This is a genomic window from Kitasatospora griseola, from assembly GCF_044999035.1.
GTDB lineage: Bacteria > Actinomycetota > Actinomycetes > Streptomycetales > Streptomycetaceae > Kitasatospora > Kitasatospora griseola.
Genome location: NZ_CP173360.1, coordinates 8,127,943 through 8,150,891 on the forward strand (window position 1 = coordinate 8,127,943; position 22,949 = coordinate 8,150,891).

Annotated in this window: 23 protein-coding genes and 1 pseudogene; 13 read left to right on the plus strand and 11 right to left on the minus strand. The window is 72.2% G+C overall.

Translation table 11 applies throughout. The annotated features are described in order from the left end of the window. The first annotated feature begins 29 nt into the window (after positions 1–29). From efeO to efeU, 3 genes are all read left to right on the plus strand, one after another. On the plus strand, positions 30–1,181 hold the full coding sequence (efeO, locus tag ACI1MP_RS36160) for an iron uptake system protein EfeO (RefSeq protein ID WP_100588400.1): 1,152 nt from the start codon (positions 30–32) through the stop codon (positions 1,179–1,181). A 98-nt stretch (positions 1,182–1,279) separates the two neighbouring features. After that, the gene (gene efeB, locus ACI1MP_RS36165) at positions 1,280–2,572 is read left to right on the plus strand and encodes an iron uptake transporter deferrochelatase/peroxidase subunit (RefSeq protein ID WP_043907332.1); all 1,293 of its coding nucleotides are present in this window, start codon (positions 1,280–1,282) and stop codon (positions 2,570–2,572) included. A 45-nt stretch (positions 2,573–2,617) separates the two neighbouring features. After that, the gene (gene efeU / locus ACI1MP_RS36170) at positions 2,618–3,466 is read left to right on the plus strand and encodes an iron uptake transporter permease EfeU (protein WP_380337465.1); all 849 of its coding nucleotides are present in this window, start codon (positions 2,618–2,620) and stop codon (positions 3,464–3,466) included. A 78-nt stretch (positions 3,467–3,544) separates the two neighbouring features. Here the strand turns inward: efeU and ACI1MP_RS36175 are convergent, their stop codons facing one another. Together ACI1MP_RS36175 and ACI1MP_RS36180 are read right to left on the minus strand one after the other, a co-directional pair. Further along, entirely contained in the window at positions 3,545–5,104 is a 1,560-nt protein-coding gene (locus ACI1MP_RS36175) for an RICIN domain-containing protein (RefSeq protein ID WP_404870617.1), read from the minus strand. 252 nt (positions 5,105–5,356) lie between these two features. Beyond that, positions 5,357–5,941: a TetR/AcrR family transcriptional regulator gene (locus tag ACI1MP_RS36180; protein WP_404870618.1), complete on the minus strand. Its 585-nt coding sequence runs from the start codon at positions 5,939–5,941 to the stop codon at positions 5,357–5,359. A 101-nt stretch (positions 5,942–6,042) separates the two neighbouring features. Here ACI1MP_RS36180 and ACI1MP_RS36185 point away from each other — a divergent pair, with 101 nt between their 5' ends. Beyond that, the gene (locus ACI1MP_RS36185) at positions 6,043–6,813 is read left to right on the plus strand and encodes an SDR family NAD(P)-dependent oxidoreductase (protein WP_380337471.1); all 771 of its coding nucleotides are present in this window, start codon (positions 6,043–6,045) and stop codon (positions 6,811–6,813) included. Between the two features lie 45 nt (positions 6,814–6,858). On the opposite strand, the gene ACI1MP_RS36190 is transcribed toward ACI1MP_RS36185, so the two are convergent. After that, positions 6,859–7,443: a TetR/AcrR family transcriptional regulator gene (locus ACI1MP_RS36190; protein WP_380337474.1), complete on the minus strand. Its 585-nt coding sequence runs from the start codon at positions 7,441–7,443 to the stop codon at positions 6,859–6,861. Between the two features lie 104 nt (positions 7,444–7,547). Between ACI1MP_RS36190 and ACI1MP_RS36195 the strand changes: the two genes are divergently transcribed. Beyond that, positions 7,548–9,743, plus strand: a complete 2,196-nt coding sequence (locus ACI1MP_RS36195; protein ID WP_404870619.1) for an MMPL family transporter — start codon at positions 7,548–7,550, stop codon at positions 9,741–9,743. Positions 9,744–9,807: 64 nt separating this feature from the next. Here the strand turns inward: ACI1MP_RS36195 and ACI1MP_RS36200 are convergent, their stop codons facing one another. After that, positions 9,808–10,269 (minus strand): hypothetical protein, encoded by a 462-nt coding sequence (locus ACI1MP_RS36200; RefSeq protein ID WP_380337478.1) that lies wholly within the window; start codon positions 10,267–10,269, stop codon positions 9,808–9,810. A gap of 310 nt (positions 10,270–10,579) precedes the next feature. Then, positions 10,580–11,140, minus strand: coding sequence for a dihydrofolate reductase family protein (locus ACI1MP_RS36205; protein WP_380337480.1), 561 nt, complete (start codon positions 11,138–11,140; stop codon positions 10,580–10,582). 168 nt (positions 11,141–11,308) lie between these two features. On the opposite strand from ACI1MP_RS36205, the gene ACI1MP_RS36210 reads away from it, so the two are divergent. After that, entirely contained in the window at positions 11,309–11,596 is a 288-nt protein-coding gene (locus ACI1MP_RS36210; protein WP_380337483.1) for a hypothetical protein, read from the plus strand. Between the two features lie 7 nt (positions 11,597–11,603). Here the strand turns inward: ACI1MP_RS36210 and ACI1MP_RS36215 are convergent, their stop codons facing one another. After that, positions 11,604–12,590 (minus strand): sigma-70 family RNA polymerase sigma factor, encoded by a 987-nt coding sequence (locus tag ACI1MP_RS36215; RefSeq protein ID WP_380337486.1) that lies wholly within the window; start codon positions 12,588–12,590, stop codon positions 11,604–11,606. A gap of 56 nt (positions 12,591–12,646) precedes the next feature. Between ACI1MP_RS36215 and ACI1MP_RS36220 the strand changes: the two genes are divergently transcribed. From ACI1MP_RS36220 to ACI1MP_RS36240, 5 genes are all read left to right on the plus strand, one after another. After that, positions 12,647–12,898: a sigma factor gene (locus ACI1MP_RS36220; protein ID WP_380337489.1), complete on the plus strand. Its 252-nt coding sequence runs from the start codon at positions 12,647–12,649 to the stop codon at positions 12,896–12,898. Between the two features lie 8 nt (positions 12,899–12,906). After that, positions 12,907–13,065 carry a hypothetical protein gene (locus ACI1MP_RS36225; protein ID WP_404870620.1) on the plus strand — a complete coding sequence of 53 codons (159 nt, stop codon included), beginning with the start codon at positions 12,907–12,909 and terminating at the stop codon, positions 13,063–13,065. 236 nt (positions 13,066–13,301) lie between these two features. Beyond that, positions 13,302–15,032 (plus strand): MFS transporter, encoded by a 1,731-nt coding sequence (locus ACI1MP_RS36230; protein WP_404870621.1) that lies wholly within the window; start codon positions 13,302–13,304, stop codon positions 15,030–15,032. Further along, positions 15,029–15,496 (plus strand): MarR family winged helix-turn-helix transcriptional regulator, encoded by a 468-nt coding sequence (locus tag ACI1MP_RS36235; protein WP_380337497.1) that lies wholly within the window; start codon positions 15,029–15,031, stop codon positions 15,494–15,496. The genes ACI1MP_RS36230 and ACI1MP_RS36235 overlap by 4 nt, the downstream gene beginning before the upstream one ends. A gap of 177 nt (positions 15,497–15,673) precedes the next feature. Next, positions 15,674–16,309, plus strand: coding sequence for a hypothetical protein (locus ACI1MP_RS36240; RefSeq protein WP_404870622.1), 636 nt, complete (start codon positions 15,674–15,676; stop codon positions 16,307–16,309). Between the two features lie 217 nt (positions 16,310–16,526). On the opposite strand, the gene ACI1MP_RS36245 is transcribed toward ACI1MP_RS36240, so the two are convergent. After that, positions 16,527–17,264, minus strand: coding sequence for a TetR/AcrR family transcriptional regulator (locus ACI1MP_RS36245; RefSeq protein ID WP_404870623.1), 738 nt, complete (start codon positions 17,262–17,264; stop codon positions 16,527–16,529). Positions 17,265–17,358: 94 nt separating this feature from the next. Between ACI1MP_RS36245 and ACI1MP_RS36250 the strand changes: the two genes are divergently transcribed. Continuing rightward, entirely contained in the window at positions 17,359–18,528 is a 1,170-nt protein-coding gene (locus ACI1MP_RS36250; RefSeq protein WP_404870624.1) for an FAD-dependent oxidoreductase, read from the plus strand. Positions 18,529–18,560: 32 nt separating this feature from the next. Here the strand turns inward: ACI1MP_RS36250 and ACI1MP_RS36255 are convergent, their stop codons facing one another. After that, the gene (locus ACI1MP_RS36255; protein ID WP_363479076.1) at positions 18,561–19,055 is read right to left on the minus strand and encodes a ricin-type beta-trefoil lectin domain protein; all 495 of its coding nucleotides are present in this window, start codon (positions 19,053–19,055) and stop codon (positions 18,561–18,563) included. 163 nt (positions 19,056–19,218) lie between these two features. Here ACI1MP_RS36255 and ACI1MP_RS36260 point away from each other — a divergent pair, with 163 nt between their 5' ends. After that, positions 19,219–19,407, plus strand: coding sequence for a DUF1737 domain-containing protein (locus ACI1MP_RS36260; protein WP_380337511.1), 189 nt, complete (start codon positions 19,219–19,221; stop codon positions 19,405–19,407). A 23-nt stretch (positions 19,408–19,430) separates the two neighbouring features. Here ACI1MP_RS36260 and ACI1MP_RS36265 read toward each other — a convergent pair whose 3' ends face one another. From ACI1MP_RS36265 to ACI1MP_RS36275, 3 genes and pseudogenes are all read right to left on the minus strand, one after another. Then, complete coding sequence (locus ACI1MP_RS36265) at positions 19,431–20,768, minus strand: serine hydrolase domain-containing protein (RefSeq protein ID WP_404870625.1); 1,338 nt, start codon at positions 20,766–20,768, stop codon at positions 19,431–19,433. A gap of 130 nt (positions 20,769–20,898) precedes the next feature. Continuing rightward, positions 20,899–22,056 (minus strand): helix-turn-helix domain-containing protein, encoded by a 1,158-nt coding sequence (locus ACI1MP_RS36270; RefSeq protein WP_380337516.1) that lies wholly within the window; start codon positions 22,054–22,056, stop codon positions 20,899–20,901. A gap of 463 nt (positions 22,057–22,519) precedes the next feature. Beyond that, positions 22,520–22,741, minus strand: a pseudogene (locus tag ACI1MP_RS36275) (MFS transporter); the annotation flags it as partial. Between the last annotated feature and the right edge of the window lie 208 nt (positions 22,742–22,949).

Below are 22,949 nucleotides of genomic sequence, written 5' to 3' on the forward strand. Positions count from 1 at the left end.
TCCGCCGTACCTTCGTCCCTGGAGTGAGCATGCCCGCCCGCCGTACGACTGCCGCGACCTTCCTCGTTCTCGCCGTGGCGAGTGCCGCGTTGGTGGGGTGCTCGAAGAAGGACGACGGGAAGGTGTCCGCGGACGGCAGCGGGCCGGTGCAGGTGACGGCGACGGACAGCAAGTGCGAGCTGTCGAAGACCTCGTTCCCGGCCGGGCACGTCGAGCTGGCGGTGGCGAACAAGGGCAACAAGACGACCGAGGTGTACGTGTACGCCGAGGGCGACAAGATCGTCACCGAGCGGGAGAACATCGGCCCGGGCACCAAGGTGAGCATCAACGCGGAGATCAAGGCTGGCACCTACGAGGTGGCGTGCAAGCCGGGCATGACCGGTGACGGCATCCGGCAGAAGATCACGGTGACGGCGGCCTCGGGGGCGCCGGCGAAGACGGACGACCGGCTGACGCAGGCGGTCGCGGACTACCGGAAGTACGCGCAGGAGCAGGCGGACGCCACCATCCCGGTGGTGGAGCAGTTCGCGGCGGCGATCACCGCGGGTGACGTGGAGAAGGCGAAGTCGCTGTTCGCCGCGTCCCGCCTGGGCTGGGAGCGGACCGAGCCGGTGGCGGAGAGCTTCGGTGACATCGACCCGAAGACCGACGCCCGCGAGGACGCGCTGGAGGACGGTCAGCAGTGGACCGGCTGGCACCGCCTGGAGAAGGCGCTGTGGGCGGACGGCAAGATCGGTGACGAGGAGAAGACCCTCGCCGCCCAGCTGGTGACCGACCTGAAGGACTGGCAGAAGCGCGTCCCGAGCGCGGAGATCACCCCGACCGGCATGGCGAACGGTGCCAAGGAGCTGCTGGACGAGGTCTCCAAGAACAAGATCACCGGCGAGGAGGACCGCTACAGCCACACCGACCTGTCGGACTTCGCCGCCAACGTGGAGGGCGCCCGCCAGGCCTACGAGCTGCTGAAGCCGGTCGCCGCCGAGAACGACCCGACGCTGTCGAAGACCCTGGACGCCGAGTTCGAGAAGATCACCGGCCTGCTGGGCAAGTACCGCCAGGCCGACGGCACCTACACCTCGTACGACAAGGTGACCGAGGGCGAGCGCAAGACCTTCTCCGACGCGGTGAACGCGCTGAGCGAGCCGCTGTCGAAGCTGGCCGCCGCCGTCGTGGTCAAGTGACCGACACAGCCCACGTAGGCGAAGTAAGGGCAGCGTAAGCTAAGCCGCTGTCAGCAGGTCACTTCCGAGCAGGTCACTTCCGAGAGGGAACGTCAGAGATGGACGCCGAGAACGAGCAGCAGGCGGCTCCCGCCGAGACCGGTGGGGTTCAGCAGCGGGCCGGGCTCAGCCGACGGGCCGTCATCGGCTGGGCCGGCGCGGGTGTCGCGATCGGTGCGGCCGGGGTGGGCACGGTGGCTGCCGCGACCATGGGGAGCGACACGCCGGCCGCCGCGGCGCAGAGCCAGGACGTGCCGTTCTGGGGCGAGCACCAGTCGGGGATCTCGACGCCCGTTCAGGACCGGCTGCACTTCGCCGCGTTCGACGTGATCACCGAGGACCGCGACGCACTGGTCAAGATGCTCAAGGAGTGGACGAAGGCGGCCGCCTCGATCACCGGCGGCCGTGAGGTCGGCGGCGGCGCGGTCGGCGTGGTCCCGCAGTCGCCGCCGGACGACACCGGCGAGGCGCTCGGCCTGCCGGCGTCCCGGCTGACGCTGACCATCGGGTTCGGGCCGACGCTGTTCGAGAAGGACGGCCAGGACCGGTTCGGCCTGAAGGCGAAGCGGCCCGAGGCGCTGGTGGACCTGCCGAAGTTCAAGGGCGACCGGCTGGAGGCGAACCGCAGCGGCGGCGACATCTGCATCCAGGCGTGCGCGGACGACCCGCAGGTCGCGGTGCACGCGATCCGCAACCTGGCCCGGATAGGCATGGGCGTGGTGAACGTCCGCTGGTCGCAGCTCGGCTTCGGCAAGACCTCGTCGACCACGCCCGACAGCCAGACCCCGCGCAACCTGATGGGCTTCAAGGACGGCACGCACAACATCGCCGGGACGGACGCGGACGGGCTCGGCAAGCACGTGTGGGTGGCGCCCGGCGACGGCCAGGACTGGATGACCGGCGGCTCGTACCTGGTGGCCCGGCGGATCCGGATGACCATCGAGACCTGGGACCGCGCCTCGCTTCAGGACCAGGAGGACACCTTCGGCCGCACCAAGATCGAAGGCGCCCCGTACGGAAAGCAGAAGGAGCGTGACGCGCCCGACCTGGCCGCGATGCCCGCCACCTCGCACGTGCGCCTGGCCCACCCGGACAGCAACGACGGGCTGATGATCCTGCGCCGCGGCTACTCGTTCACCGACGGCACCGACGGTCTCGGCCGCCTGGACGCCGGCCTGTTCTTCCTGGCGTACCAGCGCGACACCCGCAAGGCGTTCGTGCCGCTGCAGACCAAGCTGGCGGCGAGCGACAAGCTGAACGAGTACATCACGCACGTCGGATCCGCCCACTTCGCCTGCCCGCCCGGAGTCCGCAAGCCCGGCGAGTGGTGGGGCCAGACCCTGTTCGGCTGACCCCCCGCCCCTATCACCCTCACGCCCCCACCGAGGAGAACCGCCGTGTTCGCCAACTACCTGATCGGCCTTCGAGAAGGCCTCGAAGCCAGCCTGGTGGTCTGCATTCTGATCGCCTACCTGGTCAAGACCGGCCGCAAGGACCGGCTCGGCCCGGTGTGGATCGGCGTCGGCAGTGCCGTCGCGGTGTCCATGGGCTTCGGCGCGGTGCTGCAGTTCGGCTCCAACCAGCTGTCCTTCGAGGCGCAGGAGGCGCTCGGCGGCAGCCTGTCGATCCTCGCGGTCGGTCTGGTCACCTGGATGGTGTTCTGGATGAAGCGCACCGCCCGGCACCTGAAGAGCGAGCTGCACGGCAAGCTGGACGCCGCGCTGGCGATGGGCACCGTCGCCCTGGTGGTCACCTCCTTCCTGGCCGTCGGCCGGGAGGGCCTGGAGACCGCGCTGTTCATCTGGACCGCCGTCCAGGCCACCGGCGACGGCTGGAACCCGCTGGTCGGCGCGATCCTCGGCCTGCTCACCTCGGCCGTGCTGGGCTGGCTGTTCTACCGCGGCGCGTTGAAGATCAACCTGGCGAAGTTCTTCACCTGGACCGGCGGCATGCTGGTGGTCGTCGCCGCGGGCGTCCTCGCCTACGGCGTGCACGACCTGCAGGAGGCCGGCTGGATCCCCGGCCTGCACGAGCTGGCGTTCGACATCTCCTCCACCATTCCGGTGGACAGCTGGTACGGCACCCTGCTGAAGGGCGTGTTCAACTTCCAGCCGAACCCGACGGTGGTCCAGGTCGTGATCTGGCTGCTGTACCTGACCCCGACGCTCTACTTCTTCTTCCGCAAGCCGAAGGCGACCGGCACCGCGCCGAAGCCCGCCCCGGCGACGGAGGCGAAGGCCGCCTGACGGTCGGCAGCCTCCAACAGAACCGCCCGGGTTCCGCAGACGATGCGGGGCCCGGGCGGTTCGGCGTTTCCGGGGGTGCTAGGAGACGGAGAAGACCGACGCCCAGTTCTGGCTGGCGGAGTTCGCGTTGGCGGTGTTGGCGGTGACCGCCTGGCCCGCGGTGGCGTTGCCGTCCAGGACGAAGCCGGTGGCCGGGTTGGTCACCGTGTAGGTGCCGACGGGGTTCTGGGTGACCGTCCAACGCTGGTTGGCGCCACCGAGGTTGATGGCCGTCAGGGAGATCTGGCCGCCGGGGACGGCCGGTGCGGTCAGGTAGAGCGGGATCGGGCAGCTGTCGAGGATCCGCACGGTGCCGTCGCCGTTGGCGACGAACTTCCAGCGCTGCGAGGCCATGGTGGTGTTCAGGGTGGCGAACACGGCCACCGACGGGATGCTGCCGCTGCAGGTGCCGTTGCGCTGGAGGGCGACGCCGCCGCCGTTGCTGAGCGCGTGGTAGCCGTTGTCACCGACCACGGTGGGGCCGTAGTTGATGGCGCTGCTGTCCAGCGCGGTCAGCGCGGCGCCGGTGGTGGAGAGCGGTGGCACGGCCGTCGGACGGACGTTCTTGAAGTAGTCGCCGAAGGTCGCGGGCGTGTGCGAGGTCAGGGTGGCGATCGTGCGGTCCCAGCTGCCGTCCACCTGGTTCCACAGCTGGAGCAGCGCGCCGTCCACGTTGCCCTGCACCTGGTCGCCGGTCTGCCAGCCGTAGGCGGCGGTGAACGGGTAGGACGAGCCGTCCGACCACACGTAGCGCTGGTCGCCCTCCAGGTAGGCGGCGACCGAGTCGGCGAAGCCCTCGGTCCAGGCGCAGGTGGCGGAGGACGTGTACTGGATGTAGTGCGGGTTGCAGTTGGTGACGGCCGGGAAGGTGCCGTTGTAGAGCCGCTGCTGGAAGAAGTGCCCCGTCTCGTGCAGCACGGTGTGCTCGGAGTCCGGGTCGGCGTCGGCCAGGTGCAGGGTGTTCGACAGGTCGTACCAGGCGCCGTCGGTGGAGCCCGCGTACCACTGCTCGGTCAGCATGGTGCAGGTGGCGGCGTTCGCCTCGCTCGTGGTCCAGCACGGGGTGGTGGAGTTGGCCCGGCGCGACCAGAGCAGGTTGACGGTGTCGAAGGCGTGCCAGGCGCGCTGCGCGGTGGTCGGCTTGACGGCGCCGAGGGCGACGCCGGTCGATATGTTCGACAGGGTCGGCGTGTTGAAGGTGTAGACCGTGCCGGTGTTGTCGGCGGTCCGCCAGACGTGGTTGTTCTGGGCGGCGAAGTGTACGTACAGGTGATCCATCGAGGTCGTGGTGACCGGGGTGTAGCAGAGGTTGAACGAGCCGTCGGCGGCGCCGGTCAGCTGGGTGTCGGTGTTCAGCTTGTGGTCGGTGTCGGTCGACTTCTCCCGGCCCCACAGCTCGACGGTGGCGTTGCGGGCGGCCTTGGTCAGGGTCGGCTTGGAGGTGCCCGCCTCGGCGGACTGGTAGTCGTACTGGAGGTTGCCGCTCAGGCAGATCGGCGACGTGGCGGAGGCGACTCCCGCCGTGAGCGGGACGATGCCGGCCGCGGCGAGCAGGGCCGGCACCAGGAGGCGCAGCGCGGTGGTGGGGCGGTGAGACATGGACGTCCTTCCAGGCGGGTTGCCCGGACCGCGGGACGGCGGAGCGGGCGCACGGAGTCCGGGTGGGGGCCCGGCTCCGGCCCGTGGCGCGCCGTGGGGTGACGAGGCGTCAGCGGGCCGTGAGCCATCGTCCTGTCAGCGACACGCCGTTCACCAGAGGCGTGCGGAATCACATATTCCGATTGTGGGCTCAGTGCGCGCGCCGGGCGCAAGACGGCTCGCGCGCACGCCGCTGAGCGAGCTGATGCGCCGTCAGGCGGCGGGCCACGTGTTCAGGGCGAAGTCGACGATGCGGTGCAGGTGTTCGGCCGGGGTGCCGTCGGAGGCGCGGACGGCGAGGCCGTGGGTGAGGGTGGTCAGGTAGTCGGCGAGCACGGCGGGGTCGGTGCCGGGCGCCAACTCGCCTGCCTCGGCGGCCTGTTCGAGGCGGGCGCGGAGTGCGGCGCGGCCCTCGGCGCGGCGGGCGGCGGTGTCGGCGCGGACGGCGGCGGAGCCTTCGCCGGTGGCCAGTGCGCCGTGCACCAGCAGGCAGCCCGGGCTCTCCTCGTGCGTGACCGCGGCGACGGTGCCGCGCAGCAGGTGTTCGGCGACAGCCCGGCCGGTGGGCTCGTCGAGCGCCTCCCGGACGTGTCGAGCCGGCCCGCGGTGGTAGTGGTCCAGGCACTGGCGGAACAGCGCCTCCTTGTTGCCGTACGCGGCGTACAGGCTGGGCCGGTTGATGCCCATGGCCGCCGTCAGGTCGGACAGCGCGGTGCCCTCGTAGCCGTGCCGCCAGAACACCTGCATGGCGCGCTCCAGCCCGTCCTCCAGGTCGAACGCGCGCGGACGGCCCGTCATGTCGCCCTGCCTTCCGTGGGTTTCGGTCGAGTTCTGTACCGATCGATATGATAGCGTCCCTGATGTGTACCGAGCGGTACAGATATCGGAGGGGAACCGTCATGACGCTCACCACTGCCACCTTTGCGCCCGACGTACTGGCCGGCCGCACCGCACTGGTCACCGGCGGCTCGCGCGGCATCGGCGCGGCCACCGCGCTGGCGCTGGCCGCGGCCGGGGCGGACGTGGCGATCAGCCACAGCGGATCGGCGCCGCGCGCGGAGGCGGTGGTCCGGGAGATCGAGGCGCTCGGGCGGCGGGCCGTCGCGTACAAGGCCGACCAGGCGGACCCGGCGCAGGTCGCCGAGCTGGTCGGCGCCGTCGCGGCGGACTTCGGGCGGCTGGACGTCCTGGTCAACAACGCGGGTGTGATCGCCACCGGCCTGGTCGACGAGCCGGTCGACGAGGAGGCGCTGGCGCGGCAGTACGCCATCAACGTGCGCGGGGTCGCGGCCGCGATCCGGGCCGCCGCACCGGTCATGGGCGACGGCGGACGGATCGTCACCATCGGCTCCAACCTGGCCGTCCGCCCCACCCGGCCCGGCACCGCCGACTACGCGGCCGGGAAGGCCGCCGTCACCGCGTACAGCCGGGCCGCCGCGCTGGAGCTCGCCCCGCGCGGGATCACCGTCAACGTGGTGCAGTCCGCCTCGGTGAACACCGAGATGAACCCGGAGGACGGCCCGAGCGCCGACGCCCAGCGCGCCCTGAACGCGCTCGGCCGCTACGGCCGCCCCGAGGAGCTCGCTGCCACTGTGGTGTTCCTGGCCACCCCTGCCGCCGCGTTCATCACCGGCAGCGTGCTGGCCGTGGACGGCGGCTTCTTCGCCTGAGCGGGCGCCCCGGCCCTGCCGCGTGGCGGTGGGGCCGAGGGTCCGTCAGGAGAGCTGGCCGGGCGGGAGGGTGGCGATGCCGGCGGCCAGGAAGGACATGGCGGCGTCCAGGTGGGCCTCGGTCGGGCGGAGGTAGAGCTCGCAGACGACGGCGGCGGCGGTGGCGGCGACCATGCGGGGGCCGAAGTCGTCGGGGGCGTCGCCGCGTTCGGCGGCGAAGATCCGGGCGCCCTCCTGGATCGCCTCGGTGAGGCGACTGTTGGCGACGGCGCGCAGCTGGGGGTTGCGGTCGAGCATGGTCTCCCAGAGTGCGTCGAACTCGCTGTCGCCGGGGTTCTCGGCGAGGTCGGCGCGCAGCCAGTGCTCCAGGGCCTCCAGCGTGGTGGTGCCGGCCTCGCGGTGGTTGAGGGCGTGGCCGAGGCGGTCGGTGAACTCGGCGAGGTGGGAGGTCGCCAGGTCGAGCTTGGTCGGGAAGTAGAGGGTGACGGTCCGGGCCGACACCTCGGCCCGGTCGGCGATGTCGGCGATCGTGGTCGCCTCGAAGCCGCGCTCCGCGAACAGCTGGTAGGCCGCTCGCAGGATCGCCTCCCGGCGGCGGGCCTTGCCGCGTTCCCTCGCTCCCTCGGTCATGCGAGGCATGGTAGCCGATTTTACCGGTGGCAGTAATTTTGCAGTCGACTGCAAAGTTACCTTAGGGTGCAAAAATCCACTGGTTCTGAGCACGAGGGGGCGCGATGGCGTCGGTCCTGTACGCATGGGGACGATGGGCGGTCCGCCGCCGAGGCCGGGTGATCGGCCTGTGGCTGCTGCTGCTCGCGGCGATCGGCGCCCTCGGCACCACCCTGGCCGGGCCCACCAGCACCGAGTTCACCGTCCCCGGCATCGAGTCCCAGCAGGCCCAGGAGCTGTTGGAGCGGAAGCTGCCGGAGTCCGTCGACGGCACCGCCCGCCTGGTGATGGCCGCGCCCGCCGGCCAGCGCCTGGACACCCCCGCCGCCAGGGCCGCCGTGGGGGAGAGCCTGCACCGGGCCGCCGGGATACCCGGGGTGGTGCACGTCGCCGACCCGTTCGAGAGCCACAGCGTCTCGCCGGACCTGCGGATCGCCTTCGCCGACGTGCAGTTCGACCGCCCCGCGCACGACGTCCCGCAGAGCGCCAAGGACGCGCTGACCGACGCGACCGCGCCGCTGCGCGAGGCCGGACTGCAGGCCGAGTTCGGCGGCAGCGTGATGGAACCGGCCTTCGAGGTCGGCGGCCCCGCCGAGGTGATCGGCGTGCTGGTCGCGTTCGCCGTGCTCGCCGTCGCACTCGGCTCGCTGGTCGCCGCCGGGCTGCCGCTGCTGACCGCGCTGGTCGGCGTCGGCATCGGCGTGCTGGGCGCCCAACTGCTGGCCAACGTGGTCGAGATGACCGGCACCGCGACGGTGCTCGCGCTGATGATCGGCCTCGCCGTCGGCATCGACTACGCGCTGTTCATCATCGCCCGGCACCGCGAGCAACTCGCCGAACCCGGCAGCGAGATCGAGGAGTCGGCGGCCCGCGCCACCGCCACCGCGGGCAGCGCCGTGGTGTTCGCCGGCGCCACCGTGATCATCGCGCTGGCCGCGCTCGCCGTCACCGGCATCCCGTTCCTGACCGTGATGGGCCTGGCCGCCGCCGCGACCGTGCTGCTCGCCGTGCTGGTCGCCGTCACCCTGGTACCGGCGCTGCTCGGCCTGCTCGGCGAACGCCTGCGGCCGCGGCCGAAGGCGAAGGCCGCCGAGAAGGCCGCCGCGAAGCCGGCTCGCTCCTGGTCGGCGGCCTGGGCGCGCGCCGTGACCCGCAAGCCGCTGCTGGTGCTGCTGGTCGGTGTGGTCGGGCTGCTCGCGCTCGCGCTGCCCGCCCGCGACCTGCGGCTCGGCCTGCCCGGCAACGCCTTGCAGCCCGCCGCCAGCACCCAGCACAAGAGCTACGACCTGCTCAGCGAGGGCTTCGGCCCGGGCTTCAACGCCACCCTGGTCGCCGTGGTCGACGCCACCGGCATCCCGGCCGACCGGCGCGAGTCCGCGCTCACCGAGCTGCACGCCACGCTCTCCGCCGACCCGGGCGTCGCCGCCGTCGGCAGGCCGACGGCGAACGCGGACGGCAGCACCGTCGCCGTGCCGGTCGTCCCCCGCACCGGGCCGGACGACCGGGCCACCAGCGACCTGGTCGACCGGCTGCGCGCCCACAAGGCGGACGTCACCGCGAGCGGCGGCACGCTGTACATCGCCGGGGCGACCGCCGCCGCGATCGACGTGTCCGGCAAGCTCGCCGACGCGCTGCCGCTGTTCGTCGGCCTGATCGTGGTCCTCGCGCTCGCCCTGCTGACCGTCGCGTTCCGTTCGGTGCTGGTGCCGCTGAAGGCGGTGCTCGGGTTCCTGCTGTCGGTGGCCGCCGCGCTCGGCGTCACCGTGTGGGTGTTCCAGGACGGCCACCTGAACGGCCTGCTCGACATCCCGTCCGCCGCGCCGGTGACGAGCTTCCTGCCGGTGCTGCTGATCGGCGTGCTGTTCGGCCTCGCGATGGACTACGAGGTGTTCCTGGTCAGCCGGATGCGTGAGCACCACCAGCACACCGGCGACGCCGCCGGGGCCGTCGCGCACGGCGTCGCGCGCAGCGGACGGGTCGTCACCGCCGCCGCGCTGATCATGGTCGCGGTGTTCGGCGGGTTCGTGTTCAACCACGACCCGATCATCAAGTCGATCGGATTCGCCCTGGCCGTCGGCGTGTTCATCGACGCCTTCGTGGTCCGGATGACCCTGGTGCCCGCCGCGATGGCCCTGCTCGGCGCCCGCGCCTGGCGTCTGCCGCGCTGGCTCGACCGGATCACCCCCGACGTGGACCTGGAGGGCGCCGGTCTGCCCGCCGCCGAGGTCCGGCCGGCCGCGAAGGTCGCCGAACGGGTCTGAAGGAGCAGAACACGGGCCGGGCCCGGGAGTCGCGACTCCCGGGCCCGGCTCACTGCTGCTCGGGTCAGCAGGGGACCACGGCGTTGACGGTGACCGGGGACGGGCCCCAGCCGAACTTGCTGACGCCGAAGGTGCCGCTGACGGTGGAACCGCAGGCGACGGTGCCGGTCGGGCCGTTGACGGTGACCGTGCTCGCGAGGAAGTTCACGTTCTGCGCGATCGAGCCGAGCGAGGAGCCGCCGACGACCGTTCCGGAGAGCGTGGTGGAGAGCACCTGGGGCTGCGGCGGGAAGTCGGGGGTGGGCGGGCCGGCCAGGGCGACCCGACCGAGGAACTGGACGCTGCCGCCGGTGATCGAGGCGCAGACCTGGGTCATCAGCCCGGACTGGAGCGACCAGGGGCTGCAGGTCTCCGTGGCAGTGGTCGTGGCAGTGGTGGCGGCCTGGGCGGGAGCGGCTGTCAGGGCGCCGACGGCGGCCATGCCTGCGGCGAGCAGGGTCAGTCCCTTGATCGAACGTCGGTTCATCGTGCGTTCTCCTCCATGTGGTGGTGCCCAGCTGAGGCACGTGGTAGTGAGGTATCGCATGTGATATTTCACATGCGCCATGACATAACCTGCCACAGGTTCGAATGCTGGCGATGTCATTCGGTGAGGAAATGGTGTGCTCGACCGGAAAATGACCTTCGATGGCGAGATTGCGCTGTGATTGCCGACACTTGGGGAAGCCTTGGCAGGGCCACCCCGAAATCTTCGGATACGAGCCGTCCCCCTCCGGGCACCCGGTCGGTCGATCCGACGACACGAGTGCCCGGAGGGAGTGGGAGCCGATCGGCGACTATGCCGCGGCCGGGCCGTACACCATGTGCACGGTGCCGCCGGCGAAGGCCCGGCAGGAGAGCAGCGTCAGCTCGATCGGGCCGGCGAGCTCGTCGAACAGGCGCATCCCGGCGCCCCGGGCCACCGGGTGAACGAACAGGTTCAGCTCGTCCAACAGGCCTGCGGCGAGCAGTTGGCGCACCACCGAGACCGAACCGGACATGCCGATCGGGCCGCCCTCCTCCTGCTTCAGCGCCGTGACAGCCTCGATCAGCCCGCCCTTCAGCTGCTCCGAGTTGCGCCAGGTGAAGGAGAGGTCCTGGCGCGAGACCACGATCTTGCGGGTGTCGCCGATCGCCTTCGCCATCCCGGCCTCCTCGCCGCCCGCTTCCTCGACGGCCGGCCAGGCGCCCGCGAACACGTCGTAGGTGGTGCGGCCCATCAGCACGGTGTCCGACGCGCCCAGCAGCGCCCCGACCGCCGCGCCCAGCTCGTCGTCGAAGTACTTGAAGTGCCACTGCTCGGGGGACTCCACGACGCCGTCGGCGGAGATGAACAGACCGGCGGTGATCTTCCTCATGGGGTGGTGCTCCTTGCTCGTTCTCGGTGTGTTGCTCGCTTACAACCGGTCAGACGGGGCCCGCGCACCGAACTCATCGGTCCCGGCGAAGAAATCCGAAAAAACTTTTCTCGGACCCGTCCGTTGCTCCACCGATGAGTCCGCGAGCGTCGACCGGTCATCACCGGCATGCACACCGAAGACACCGTCGAGTTCGACGTACCGCCGCAGCACGCCGCCCGCCCCTCGCTGGAGGAGCAGTTCACCGCGCTGCTGGACGCCCACCGCCCGCCCGCCCGGATCGCCCTGCTGGTCGGGAACGTACTGCGGCCCGCCCCCGGCGACCTCCAACGCCTCTGCAGGCTGGGAGTACTCGCACGGCGGGCGGGCCACCAGGTGGTACTGCGCAGCGTCGGCCCCCGGCTGAGGCTGGTGCTCGACCTCACCGGGCTGGCCGACACCCTCCACGAGGGCTGACGCGATGTCAGAGCCGCGGATCCTCCGTCAACCGCATCGGCAGACCCCACAGCGGGAACAGCCGCTCCACGTCCATGTGATTGCTCATCGTGGCGATCCGGCCGTCCACCACCTCCAGCACCGTGATGGCCCACGGCGTCCAGCCGTTGCCGTCCTCGGCCGACCGGTACTGGGCGAACGCGGGCGAGCCGTTCGCCTCCACCGGCAGCAGCCGCGAGTTCGCACACCCGCGACCCGGACCGCGCCACCACACTTCGAGCTCCTCGATGCCCCGCAGCCACATCCGGAACGGCGGCATGTTCAGCACCGCGTCGTCGTGCAGCACCCGCTTCAGGCCCTCGATGTCGAACGACTCGAACGCCTGCACGTAGCGGGCCAGCAGCGCCCGCTGCGCCTCGTCCAACGGCTTGAAGGTGTCACCCGCCGTCGCGCCGCTGTCCGCCAACGTCGCCCGGGCGCGCTGCAGCGCGCTGTTCACCGACGCCACCGACGTCTCCAGCAGCTCCGCCGTCTCCGCCGCCGACCAGGCCAGCACCTCACGCAGGATCAGCACCGCGCGCTGCCGGGCCGGCAGCTTCTGCAACGCCGAGACGAACGCCAACCGGATCGACTCCCGGCCCAGCGCCACCTCCGCCGGATCCCCCGCCAGCACCCGACCGTCCGGCACCGGACCCACCCAGATGTTCTCCTCCAACTGCGTCAGATCCGGCGACCCCGCCGGGCACGGCGACGTCAGATCCATCGGCCGCGCCCGCCGCTGCGCCGCCGGCCCCATGTCCAGGCACACATTGGTGGCGATCCGGTACAGCCACGTCCGCAACGCGGCCCGGCCCTCGAACCCGTCGAACTTCGACCAGGCGCGGACCATCGTCTCCTGCACCGCGTCCTCGGCCTCGAAAGCCGACCCCAACATGCGGTAGCAGTACGCCGTCAGCTCCCGCCGGAACGGCTCCAGCTGCTCCGCAACCCCGTCACGATCCATGATCACTGGCACGTCGGACACCCTAGACGGCGGCACCGACAATCCGGCGGCTGCGGCATCATGACCGGGTGGAACTCGACGCGCACCGCAGCGAACTGACGGTCCATTGCTACCGGATGACCGGCTCGTTCCAGGACGCCGAGGACCTCGTCCAGGAGACCCTGCTGCGCGCCTGGAACGCCCGCGACCGCTACGACCCCACCCGGGCCGATGCTGTACGCCCGCTACCGGCGCAGCTGAGCGGTCCGTCGTCGACCTGCGGGGGTGAGGAGTCCGTGGCAGCCTGGCACTGCCCGGAACCGTCCGATTGCAGGGAGTAATCATGGGCATGAGCGACAAGTTCAAGGACAAGGCCCGGCAGGCGGAGGAGCAGGCCAAGCAGCGTCTCGGTCAGAAGTCCCCGCAGGGCGACGACCAGCAGAAGGCCGCCGACCGGCAGCAGGGGCAGCAGGGCATGGACGAGCAGCAGGACGAGGAGCAGCAGTAAGCGCCTACGGGCACGTGCGAACCGGCTCCCGGCACGGTCTTCGTGCCGGGAGTTCGTGCGGGCGTCGAAGGCTCGCGTCCAGGCCGGGCATCGAGGGCTCGCGTCCAGGGCTGGTGTCGAGGGTCGGCGTCCAGGCCTGGTGTCGAGGGCTGGCCTGCGGCAGCGGTGCGGAGTAATTTAGTTCACATCAGCTAATTGTCATCTGGCTTCCAGGGGTGGGGCGGGAGATGGCCGACGTGACCAAGGGACCGGGCGGGCCGGGGCGGATCGGGGTGGAGCATCCGCGCTACAAGTGGATCGCGCTGTCGAACACCACGCTCGGCATGCTGATCGCCACCGTCAACGCCTCGATCGTGCTGATCTCGCTGCCGGCGATCTTCAACGGCATCCATCTGAACCCGCTGCAACCCGGCAACGTCAGCTACCTGCTGTGGATGCTGATGGGATACATGCTGGTCACCGCCGTCCTGGTGGTGACCCTCGGGCGGCTGGGGGACATCTGGGGGCGGGTGCGGATCTACAACGCGGGCTTCCTGATCTTCACCGCCACCTCGGTGATCCTCTCGCTCGACCCGATGGCGGGCGGCGGCGGAGCACTCTGGCTGATCGGCTGGCGGGTCGTCCAGGCCGTCGGCGGCGCGATGCTGATGGCCAACTCGGCGGCGATCATCACCGACGCGTTCCCGGCCCGGCAGCGCGGCATGGCGCTCGGCGTCAACATGGTGGCGGCGATCGCCGGTTCGTTCGTCGGACTGGTGCTGGGCGGCCTGCTCGCCGAGTGGAACTGGCGGTCGATCTTCTGGGTCAACGTCCCGATCGGCATCATCGGCACCGTCTGGGCCTACCGCTCGCTGCACGAGACCGGCATCCGCCGGCCGGGCCGGATCGACTGGTGGGGGAACATCACCTTCGCCGTCGGCCTGACCGCGCTGCTCGCCGCCATCACCTACGGCATCCAACCGTACGGCGGCCGCACCATGGGCTGGACGAACCCGTGGGTACTGACCGGACTCGTCGGCGGCGCCGCCGTGCTGGTCGCGTTCTGCGTCATCGAGACCAGGGTCGCCGAACCGATGTTCCCGCTGCGGCTGTTCCGCGACCCGGTGTTCGCCGGCGGCAACCTGGCCACCCTGCTCGGCTCCGTCGCCCGCGGCGGCCTGCAGTTCATGCTGATCGTCTGGCTGCAGGGCATCTGGCTGCCGCTGCACGGCTACGACTACGCGGACACCCCGCTGTGGGCCGGCATCTACCTCGTCCCGCTGACCGTCGGCTTCCTCGCGGCCGGCCCGATCGCCGGATACCTCTCCGACCGGTTCGGCGCCCGGCTGTTCGCAGCCGGCGGCCTGGTGGTGATGGCCGGCTCGTTCGCCGGACTGCTGCTCCTGCCCACCGACTTCGGGTACCTCTGGTTCGCTCTGCTGGTGTTCCTGAACGGCCTCGGCGGCGGCCTGTTCGCCGCGCCGAACACCGCGCTGGTGATGTCCAGCGTCCCCGCCGCCGACCGGGGCGCCGCCTCCGGCATGCGGGCCACCTTCCAGAACGCCGGCATGGTGCTGTCCATCGGCGTGTTCTTCTCGTTGATGGTGGCCGGTCTGGCCGGCTCCCTACCGGGGGCCCTGAGCAGCGGACTCACCGCCCAGGGCGTCTCCCCGGCGGACGCCCACGCAGTCGCCGGGCTCCCACCCGTCGGCACGCTGTTCGCGGCGTTCCTCGGCTACAACCCGGTCCGTGAACTGCTCGGCCCGCACGTGCTGTCCGCACTGCCCGCGTCCAACGCGCAGACACTGACCGGACGCGAGTTCTTCCCGCACCTGATCTCCGGGCCGTTCCACGACGGACTGATGGTGGTGTTCGCGCTGGCCATCGCGATGTCGCTGGTGGCCGCCGTCGCCTCGCTGCTGCGCGGCCGGGCGGCGGAGCGGGGAGCGGTCGCCCAGGACCCGGCCGTCGCGCGGGAGACGGCGTGAACGGATCGGCAGGGCACGGGAGTTCGGCGGTCGGGGGCGGGCTCGACCCGGCCGCGGTGGTCCGGCTGCGGCTGGTCGTCGCGCGCCTGCACCGGCAGCTCGCCCAGGCGTCCGACCGGCAGGACTTCACCTTCGCGCAGCTCTCCGCACTGGCCCGGATCGAGGCGCACGGCCCGATCCGGCTCGGCGAACTCGCCGCCCGCGAACGGGTCGCCGCCCCGTCGATGACCCGCACCGTCACCCCGCTGGTCGCCTCCGGCCTGGTCACCCGGCTGCCCGACCCGGAGGACGGACGCTCCGCGCTGGTCGAACTCTCGCCCGAGGGCGTCGAGTTGCTCGCCGAGATCCGCCAACGCCGCTCCGAGGTGCTGGCCCGTCGCACCGCCGAGCTCGACGCGCGGGAGCGCGCCGTGCTGCTGGAGGCGCTGCCGGTGCTGGAGCGGCTGGTGGCCTTCGAGGACTGAACGGGTCGTTGGTGCCGATGAATTGACATATCGCCAGGCCCGGCCCGGCTGTCGACGCGTCGTGGTGCCACGTCGGTCGGCGGGAGGTCGTCCGGCCCCTCGACAAGGCGAACGGCGATCCGCTATACCGGTCGGGTACGGATGTTCGCCACCTTCCGGAGCCGGAGAACCGATCCGATGCAGGCGCAGCTGCTGGTGCTGGAGCACGAGCCGAGACTTCGACACGCCAGTGCGGTGGGGATGTTCCTGTTCGTCGCCGGCCTGCCGACGCTGCTGGTCGCCGGTCTCCCCGGTGTCCCGACCACGGCGAGGGTCGTCGTCGGGCTGTGCTGCACGGCGATCGGGGCCTGGCTCGGGGTCCGGGCCGAACGGGCCGTCGTGGTCTGCGAGTCCGACGGGATACTGATCCGGGGGTTCGTCCGCAGTCGGTGCATACCGGTTCGCGACGTCGTCGGCCTGCGGGGCATCCACCTGTACTGGTGCAGCCCGCGCGGGCGGCTGCGGCGGAGCAGGCTCTCCAGTTTCGCCACTACCCATCAGGCTCCGCGCTCGGTCCACGACCGCAACGAGGCCTACCTGAACGAGCTCTCCCGGTGGCTCGACCACGCCGTGTACGGCGGGCTGAGGCGCCGGGCGAAGCAGGCCCGCCACCTCGACGACGACGCCCTGGCCAGGGAACTGCGACTGGCCACTGTCGCGCAGCGGTGGGAACGCCGACTCCTGCGCGGGCTCGACCTCTCGGAGTCGACGGTCTGGGACGACCTGGTGACGAGCGCCGCGACCGAGACGAAGCGCCGGGCACTGCCGAGGTGAGAGCCGGCCCGAGCCGCCGTGTCCACCCGAACCACCGTGCCCACCCGAACCACCGTGCCCGCCCGGCCGGCGAGGAACGGCAGGGCGGGACGGCGGGGCAGCAGTCACCAGCGTCGTGGCCGCGGCCGGGCCCCGGCAAGCCGGTTCGCGGGGAATGGCCGGGCGACCGTCGGCCTGGCCGGAGACATTCGCCCGGCTGCCCGAAAAGGGTGCCCGATCAGGACACCTGTGCGGCGATGCCGTCCAGCACGATCTCCAGGCCGGCCTCGAACTCCGCGCCGGGTGTGGGGTGTTCGCCCTCCACAATGAGCTCCGCCAGGCGCGGGTGGCGGCCCTCGTCCAGCACCCGCCGCAGGTACGGGGACATGGCATCCCGCCACTGCTCCTCCGAACGGCCCTCCGCCCGGTCTGCCTGACGCTCCGCCAGCTCGGTGCGCAGCGCCCCCACCAGGTAGGCGTGGAACGCGGCCGCGGCCCGGCGCAACGCGGCGGGGCGGCCGGTGAGGTTCGGCACGGTGCTCAGCACCGAGAGCCTGGCCTCCAGCGCGGCCAGGGCATGCGGCCCCAAGTGCGGTCGGCCGCCCAGCAGTTCCGGGAACCACTCGTGCCGCAGCGCGGCCCGCCTGGTGCGGCCGGCGATCAGGCGCAGGCCCGCCCGCCAGTCCGGCGGGAGGTGGGCGGCGGGTGGGACGATCTCGGCGTAGACCGCGTCCGCCATCAGGTCGAGCAGCTCGTCCTTGGTGTCCACGTACCCGTACAGCCGCATCGGGCCGACCTCCAGCGCCGCCGCCACCCGGCGGATCGAGACGCCCTCCAGGCCGTCCGCGTCCGCGAGTTCCAGCGCCGCGCCGACGATCAGCTCCCGGCTCAGCGGGTGCGGCGTCCGGCGGGCCGGTGGCTCGGGGCGGGCCCAGATCGGGGTGGACCCGGGATCGACGGGCTGACGGAGTGTCATGGGTTGTTCTCCGATCGGGCGGTGGCGGGCGGCCGGGCACTGTCGATACAGTGTATCGAGCAATACGGTGTATCAGCCAGCTTGGGGGAGAAGCATGTCCGCAGAGATAGCGACAGACATCGGCATCGTCGGAGGAGGCCCGGGCGGCCTGACGCTGGCCCGGCTGCTCACCCGGCGCGGCATCCCGGTCACGGTGTACGAACGCGATGCCGGGCCGGACGCCAGGCTCCAGGGCGGCACCCTCGACCTGCACCTGGAGACCGGCCAGCGCGCCCTGCGCGAAGCCGGCCTGACGGAAGCCTTCCGCCGCCACGCCCGCCCGGAAGGGCAGGACCTGCTCCTGCTCGACCACACCGGCACCCTGCTGTACCGCGAGGACACCCCCGCCCCCGCGCCCGGAGACACCCCGCCGAGGCCCGAGATCGACCGCACCGACCTGCGCGCGCTGCTGCTCGGCTCCCTGCCGACCGGCGCCGTCCGGTGGGCGCACACCCTGCGCCACGCTACGCCCGCCCCGGCCGGCGGCTGGCAGCTGCACTTCGCCGACGGCGGCACCGCCGAACACCGCGTCCTGGTCGGCGCCGACGGCGCCCGCTCCCGGCTGCGCCCGCTGCTCACCCCTGTCGAGCCGCACCACCTCGGCGTCAACACCGTCGAGGGCGTCATCCCCGCCGTCGACCGCACCCACCCCCAACTGGCCGCCGCCGTCGGCCGGGGCAGCTACTGGGTGATCGGCGACGGCCGGTCGGTCGCCGCACAGCGCTGCTCCGACGGCCGGGTCCTGGTCCACCTGTCCTTCCACGGCCCCGCCGACTGGCTCACCACCTGCGGCATCCCCTTCGACCGCCCCGCCGAGGCCCGCCCCGCGCTGCTGGAGCCGTTCGCCGACTGGACGCCCACCTGCCGCGCGCTGATCGCCGCCTGCGAGGGCGAGCTGACGCCCCGTCCGCTCACCGCCCTCCCCGTCGGCCTGCGCTGGCCGCACCGCCCCGGCCTCACCCTGCTCGGCGACGCCGCCCACCTGATGCCGCCCGTCGGAAACGGCGCCAACGCGGCGATGCGCGACGCCCTCGGACTCGCCGACGCCCTCACCGCCCACCCCGCCGACCCCGGGGTGGCGCTGCGCGCCTACGAGGACGAGATGTTCGCCCGCACCGCCGAGGTCGCCGCCGAGTCCGACCGGGTGATGAGGCTGATCCACTCACCGGCCGGCGCACGGGGCGTGGCCGCCTTCTTCAACGGCGAGGGCGTGGCGGACGGGTAGGCCGCTTCGGGCGGGCCCCGGCGGTGGTCCGGTCACTGGACCAGGAACCAGCTCTGGTAGGGATTGGTGCGATTGCAGCCCTCCTCGCGAAAGAGGTACGGGCTGTTGTTGCCGTTGTCCAAGCAGGAGCGGACGGCGAAGTTGAAGAACTGGGTGCCGATCGCCCCCTGCGTCATCGCCCAGATCTGGTACGGGTCCTGGCTGTTGCAGGACTTCATCTGCACCGTGGAGGCGCTCATCGCCCGGACGCAGCGGCCACTGCTGTCGTTGCGGAGCTGGACGTTCGGGTAGCCGGTGTCGGGGGCGGCGGACGCGACCTTCCAACGGCTGTTGGCCGCCGAGGTGCTGTACGTGGTCGAGCTCAACTCGTAGCTGCCGTAGACGCTGCCGAGGTGGTGATCGATGAACTTGCTGCTGCCGATGACGAGATTGTCCACGTTCACATAGGCGTTGGCCGTGCCGGAACCGGCGACCAGGGAGACGAGTGCCGCCGCCGTGCCGAGCGCGGCCGCGAGACGCAGCTTCATGCTCCGACCCTCCGTGGGGGATGGGGCCTGGACTTCCGCCTCCACGCTAGCCGCAGGCGACCCGCCCGCGGCAGCGGCGGGCGGGGCGTGGGCGGAGTGTTCGGCGCGGCGGAGCGCCCCGGGGGCGTGGAGGACGAGCGGCCGGATCTGGGATCCTTGCGGTATGAGCACACCTTCGAGCACGCCGCCGGACGGACTGCCCCGCTACCGCGTCCTGACCGGCCCCGACGACGCCGCGTTCTGCCACCGGGTCAGCGAGGCGCTCGCCCTGGGCTACGAACTGCACGAAGGGCCCGCCGTCACGTTCGACGGCGAGCGGGTCGTCGTGGCACAGGCGCTGCTCTGGCCGTAGCCGTCGCGGCAGTCCTGACGGGTTCAGCCGGCGGGCAGCAGACGACAGGGGTGGACCAGGTAGGGGCCGAGCAGGCCCTCGCGGTCGCCGTCCTTGTAGGCGATGGCGAACCCGGTCAGACCGTCGCCGTCGGTGCGGAGTTCCAGGCCGAACGACGGGCTGTTCAACCGGGCGTCGACGGTGGGGAGTTGGAGGTCGGCGGCGAGGCGGGCGTCCCAGCGGTGGGAGGCGGCCGCCGGGACGGTGACGGGCGGGAGATCGGCGAGTGCGACGCGGACCTGACGGTCCGTCAGGACGTCCAGGCGCAGCGGGATCTCGCCGTCCGGGGTCTCGATGCGGCCCGCCCAGCCGCCCGGGGCGAGCGTGAAGTCCCGGGCCCGCTCGGTGACCGGCTGGAGGTGGCCGGAGTCGAACTCCGGGGCGACGGCGTCCATCAGATGGCGGACCACGGCGTTGCGGGCGGACTTGTCGGTGGAGTTGGCCAGGACGGCGAAGGAGAGCTCGCGGTCGGGCAGGTCGATCATCATGGTGGAGACACCGCCCATGCCGCCGCCGTGGCTGGAGATCACCGAGCCGCCCTCGCGCTGGACGATCCGACCGAGACCGTAGTCGAGACGGTCGGTGATGGCCGGGCCGTCCAGCACCGCCGCGGCCGTGGCCGGCCGGAGCAGCCCCGCGGAGCGGCGGGCGAACAGCGCGATGTCACCGGCCGTGGCCCAGCCCGACCCGGCGGCCAGGTGACTGCTGCGGCAGTCGGGGTACGTGCGGCCGTCCGGGGTGTAGCGCCGGGCAACGGGCGCGGGGCCGGGGTGGACGTCGCCCAGCTCGAAGGACGTCAGACCGAGCGGCTCGGCCACGTGCTTGCGCAGGTGCGTGCGCAGGGACTGGCCGGAGACCTGCTCAAGGAGCTCGCCGAGCTGCCCGTACCCGAGGTTGGAGTACTCGAAGTCACTGCCCGGCGGGCGTACTTGGCGGAGGTAGGCGGCCGGGTCGATCGGTGACGGCTCGTCGCCGTAGTGGAAGTCGTAGTACGCCGGGAACCCGCCCCGGTGCTGCATCAGCTGACGCGGCGTCGGCACCGTCGCCCACGGGTGACTGCCGGGCACGGGCGCGTCCAGGTCGAGCAGGCCGCGGTCGGCGGCCAGACACACGGCCACGGCCGTGAACGCCTTGGTGATCGAGGCGAGACCGTAGGCGGTCTCGGGGGTGGCGGCGCGACCCGCCGCGACGTCCGCCAGCCCGTAGGCCCGCGCGAACACCAACTCCTGACCCTGCGCCACGGCCACGCTCACCGACGGACACCCGTGCGCCGCCAATGCCTGCTCGCAGAACTCGTCCAGCCCGTCTTCCAGCACGCTCATGCCCTCCCCGCCCACCGAAAACTGTTCCGGGACGGATGCTAACCGCCGGCCGCGGAACTGGTGCGAAGGGGTGGGCTGTTGGGGACCGAGGCGGGTGTTGTGGGGTGGGGTGGGGTGAGGGGCGGGCGGGTCAGGGGTGCGGGGTGGCGCGGAGGGCTACTTCGAGTTCGAAGCGGGTGTCGGGGGAGGAGAGGGACGGGCCGAAGAGGCGGTGGACGCGGTGGAGGCGTTGGCGGGCGGTCTGGGGGTGGATGCCGAGGCGGGCGGCGACCTGGGGGGCGGTGCCCCGGCCGGTCTGGAGCCAGGCGAGGAGGGTGGCGGCGAGGCGGTCGCGCTGTTTGGGGGTGAGCGGGGCCAGTGGGGCGAGGCGGCGTTCGGCGATCAGGCGGACCAGCGCGGGGTCGGTGAGCAGGAGCAGGTCCGCGAGGCGGTCGCGGCAGTCGACCGGCTGGTCGGGGGCCTGCGGGAGGGAGGCACGGACCAGGCGGGCCCAGCGCAGCGACTGCGCCGCCAGGGCGGGTGGCACCGGCGGGCCGATCACCGCGCCGCGGCCCTGGAGGGCGGCGGCGATCCGGGGGTCGGTCAGGGCGGTCGCCGGGTCGGGCAGCAGCAGGTGGGGCTGCGGGGCCTCCAGGTTGATCAGGACGTGGTCGGGCAGTCGGCCGCCGCCCGCGGGTCGGGTGCCGAACGAGGCGATCCGGGCCAGCGGTTGACGGGCCGTCGGAAGCGGCGCCGACGGGCCCGACGGGCGCGGGTCGAGCGAGACGCCGGCGAGCAGCACGGGCAGCGGCCAGTCCGCGGACTGTGCGGCGGCGGTGAGTTCGGCCGGATCGGCGGCGCCGGACAGCAGCAGGTCGAGCAGCCGGTGCCGGGCTCGGCCGAGCGCGCCCGCCCGGTCGGTGCGGGCGTCCATGTAGCCCTGGACGCTGGCCGCCGCGACCTCGTCGATGTGCGCGAACACCGCCTCGGCCAGCGTGACGAGCTGCTCCGGGTCGAGGCGGTGGCGGCGAGCCACCCGGGCGTAGCGGCGCCAGGCGATCCGGGCGCCGAGGCGGAACGCCGCCTGCAGGGCGTCCAGGCTGCGGCCCTCGGCGAGTTCGCCGCGGCCGAGCGCCCGGTAGACCCGGACCTGTCGCGGGCCGGCGGCGGGCAGCCCGGCGACCCGGTCGACGAACTCGGCGAGCGCGGTCTCCACGCCCTGCTGGATTCCGGCGCCGAATTGGCCGGAGAGCGGGCGGGCGAATTCGGGGACGGCGGACCTGATCTCCCGGATGATCTCGGCCGCCAAGGATTGCTGCTCCGCCCTGAGTTCGGCCGATAATTCGCGCGGAAGTCCCTCCCAGGGCCCAGCCAATTCCGATCCTCCCGGTAGCGATAATCCGTTCCAACGGGGGTCCCGTGCACACCCGGCGGCGGTCGACGACAGGGGGAGTATGCGGCGAGGCCACGCACCGGTCAATAGGTCCGGCGCAGTCGTGCGGGCCTCGCCGGGGACGCCGGACGGGCGGAAACGCTCGCCGTCGTGACAGTTCCGGAGGAGGACGGGCGCGATTCCTGGCACCCGTCGATGCCCTTTTCCCGGCCCGGAGGGCGAGAAGTCGGTGCATCGTCGGAGAAAGAGCCTGCCGGGCCGACCGTGGGCGATGGAATTCCGGGCCGGCCAGGAAGTACGGCCAGGGTGCGGAATGCGGGGAAAGCGGAGAGCGACGGGGCTCGTGAACTCACCTGCCAGGAAGGCGGGTTGGGGAGGATCAAAGGCCTTCGGCGCGAGCTGCGGGGGTGCGCAGGCCCGGTGCCAGCAGCAGGGTGACGGCGAGGGATGCGGACGCCAGGACGGCGATCGCGGTGGCCGGCGAGGTCCGTTCGGCGAGCGCGCCGGCCAGGGCGGCGCCGACGCCCTGCACGGCGAGCAGGCCCGAGCCGTGCAACCCGAAGGCCTGGCCGCCGAGTTCCTCCGGGGTCAGCGCCATCAGGCCACCGGGGCCGGCCTGTACCTGCTCGCCGCCGCCGTCGCCCGGTTCGGGCTCGCCGCCCGGCCGCCGCGCCTGGCGGGGCGCGCCTCGATCGCGGAGACCTGGCGGACCAACGCCCGGCTGTGGTCCTCGCGCCCCCGCCGGTCCGTCTACCTGGCGCTCTGGGTGCCCAACGGGCTGGTCGTCGGCCGCGAGTCGCTCTACGTCC

Bases quoted from the DNA above. Each gene is read 5' to 3' on its own strand.
- ACI1MP_RS36185 (WP_380337471.1), top strand. From the start codon at position 6,043: ATGACGCTCACCACTGCCACCTTTGCGCCCGACGTACTGGCCGGCCGC.
- ACI1MP_RS36205 (WP_380337480.1), bottom strand. From the start codon at position 11,140: ATGAGGAAGATCACCGCCGGTCTGTTCATCTCCGCCGACGGCGTCGTG.
- efeB (WP_043907332.1), top strand. From the start codon at position 1,280: ATGGACGCCGAGAACGAGCAGCAGGCGGCTCCCGCCGAGACCGGTGGG.
- ACI1MP_RS36190 (WP_380337474.1), bottom strand. From the start codon at position 7,443: ATGACCGAGGGAGCGAGGGAACGCGGCAAGGCCCGCCGCCGGGAGGCG.
- ACI1MP_RS36265 (WP_404870625.1), bottom strand. From the start codon at position 20,768: ATGAGCGTGCTGGAAGACGGGCTGGACGAGTTCTGCGAGCAGGCATTG.
- ACI1MP_RS36240 (WP_404870622.1), top strand. From the start codon at position 15,674: ATGCAGGCGCAGCTGCTGGTGCTGGAGCACGAGCCGAGACTTCGACAC.
- ACI1MP_RS36200 (WP_380337478.1), bottom strand. From the start codon at position 10,269: ATGAACCGACGTTCGATCAAGGGACTGACCCTGCTCGCCGCAGGCATG.
- ACI1MP_RS36195 (WP_404870619.1), top strand. From the start codon at position 7,548: ATGGCGTCGGTCCTGTACGCATGGGGACGATGGGCGGTCCGCCGCCGA.
- ACI1MP_RS36245 (WP_404870623.1), bottom strand. From the start codon at position 17,264: ATGACACTCCGTCAGCCCGTCGATCCCGGGTCCACCCCGATCTGGGCC.
- ACI1MP_RS36255 (WP_363479076.1), bottom strand. From the start codon at position 19,055: ATGAAGCTGCGTCTCGCGGCCGCGCTCGGCACGGCGGCGGCACTCGTC.
- ACI1MP_RS36225 (WP_404870620.1), top strand. From the start codon at position 12,907: ATGAGCGACAAGTTCAAGGACAAGGCCCGGCAGGCGGAGGAGCAGGCC.
- ACI1MP_RS36250 (WP_404870624.1), top strand. From the start codon at position 17,359: ATGTCCGCAGAGATAGCGACAGACATCGGCATCGTCGGAGGAGGCCCG.
- ACI1MP_RS36175 (WP_404870617.1), bottom strand. From the start codon at position 5,104: ATGTCTCACCGCCCCACCACCGCGCTGCGCCTCCTGGTGCCGGCCCTG.
- ACI1MP_RS36210 (WP_380337483.1), top strand. From the start codon at position 11,309: ATGCACACCGAAGACACCGTCGAGTTCGACGTACCGCCGCAGCACGCC.
- efeO (WP_100588400.1), top strand. From the start codon at position 30: ATGCCCGCCCGCCGTACGACTGCCGCGACCTTCCTCGTTCTCGCCGTG.
- ACI1MP_RS36180 (WP_404870618.1), bottom strand. From the start codon at position 5,941: ATGACGGGCCGTCCGCGCGCGTTCGACCTGGAGGACGGGCTGGAGCGC.
- ACI1MP_RS36260 (WP_380337511.1), top strand. From the start codon at position 19,219: ATGAGCACACCTTCGAGCACGCCGCCGGACGGACTGCCCCGCTACCGC.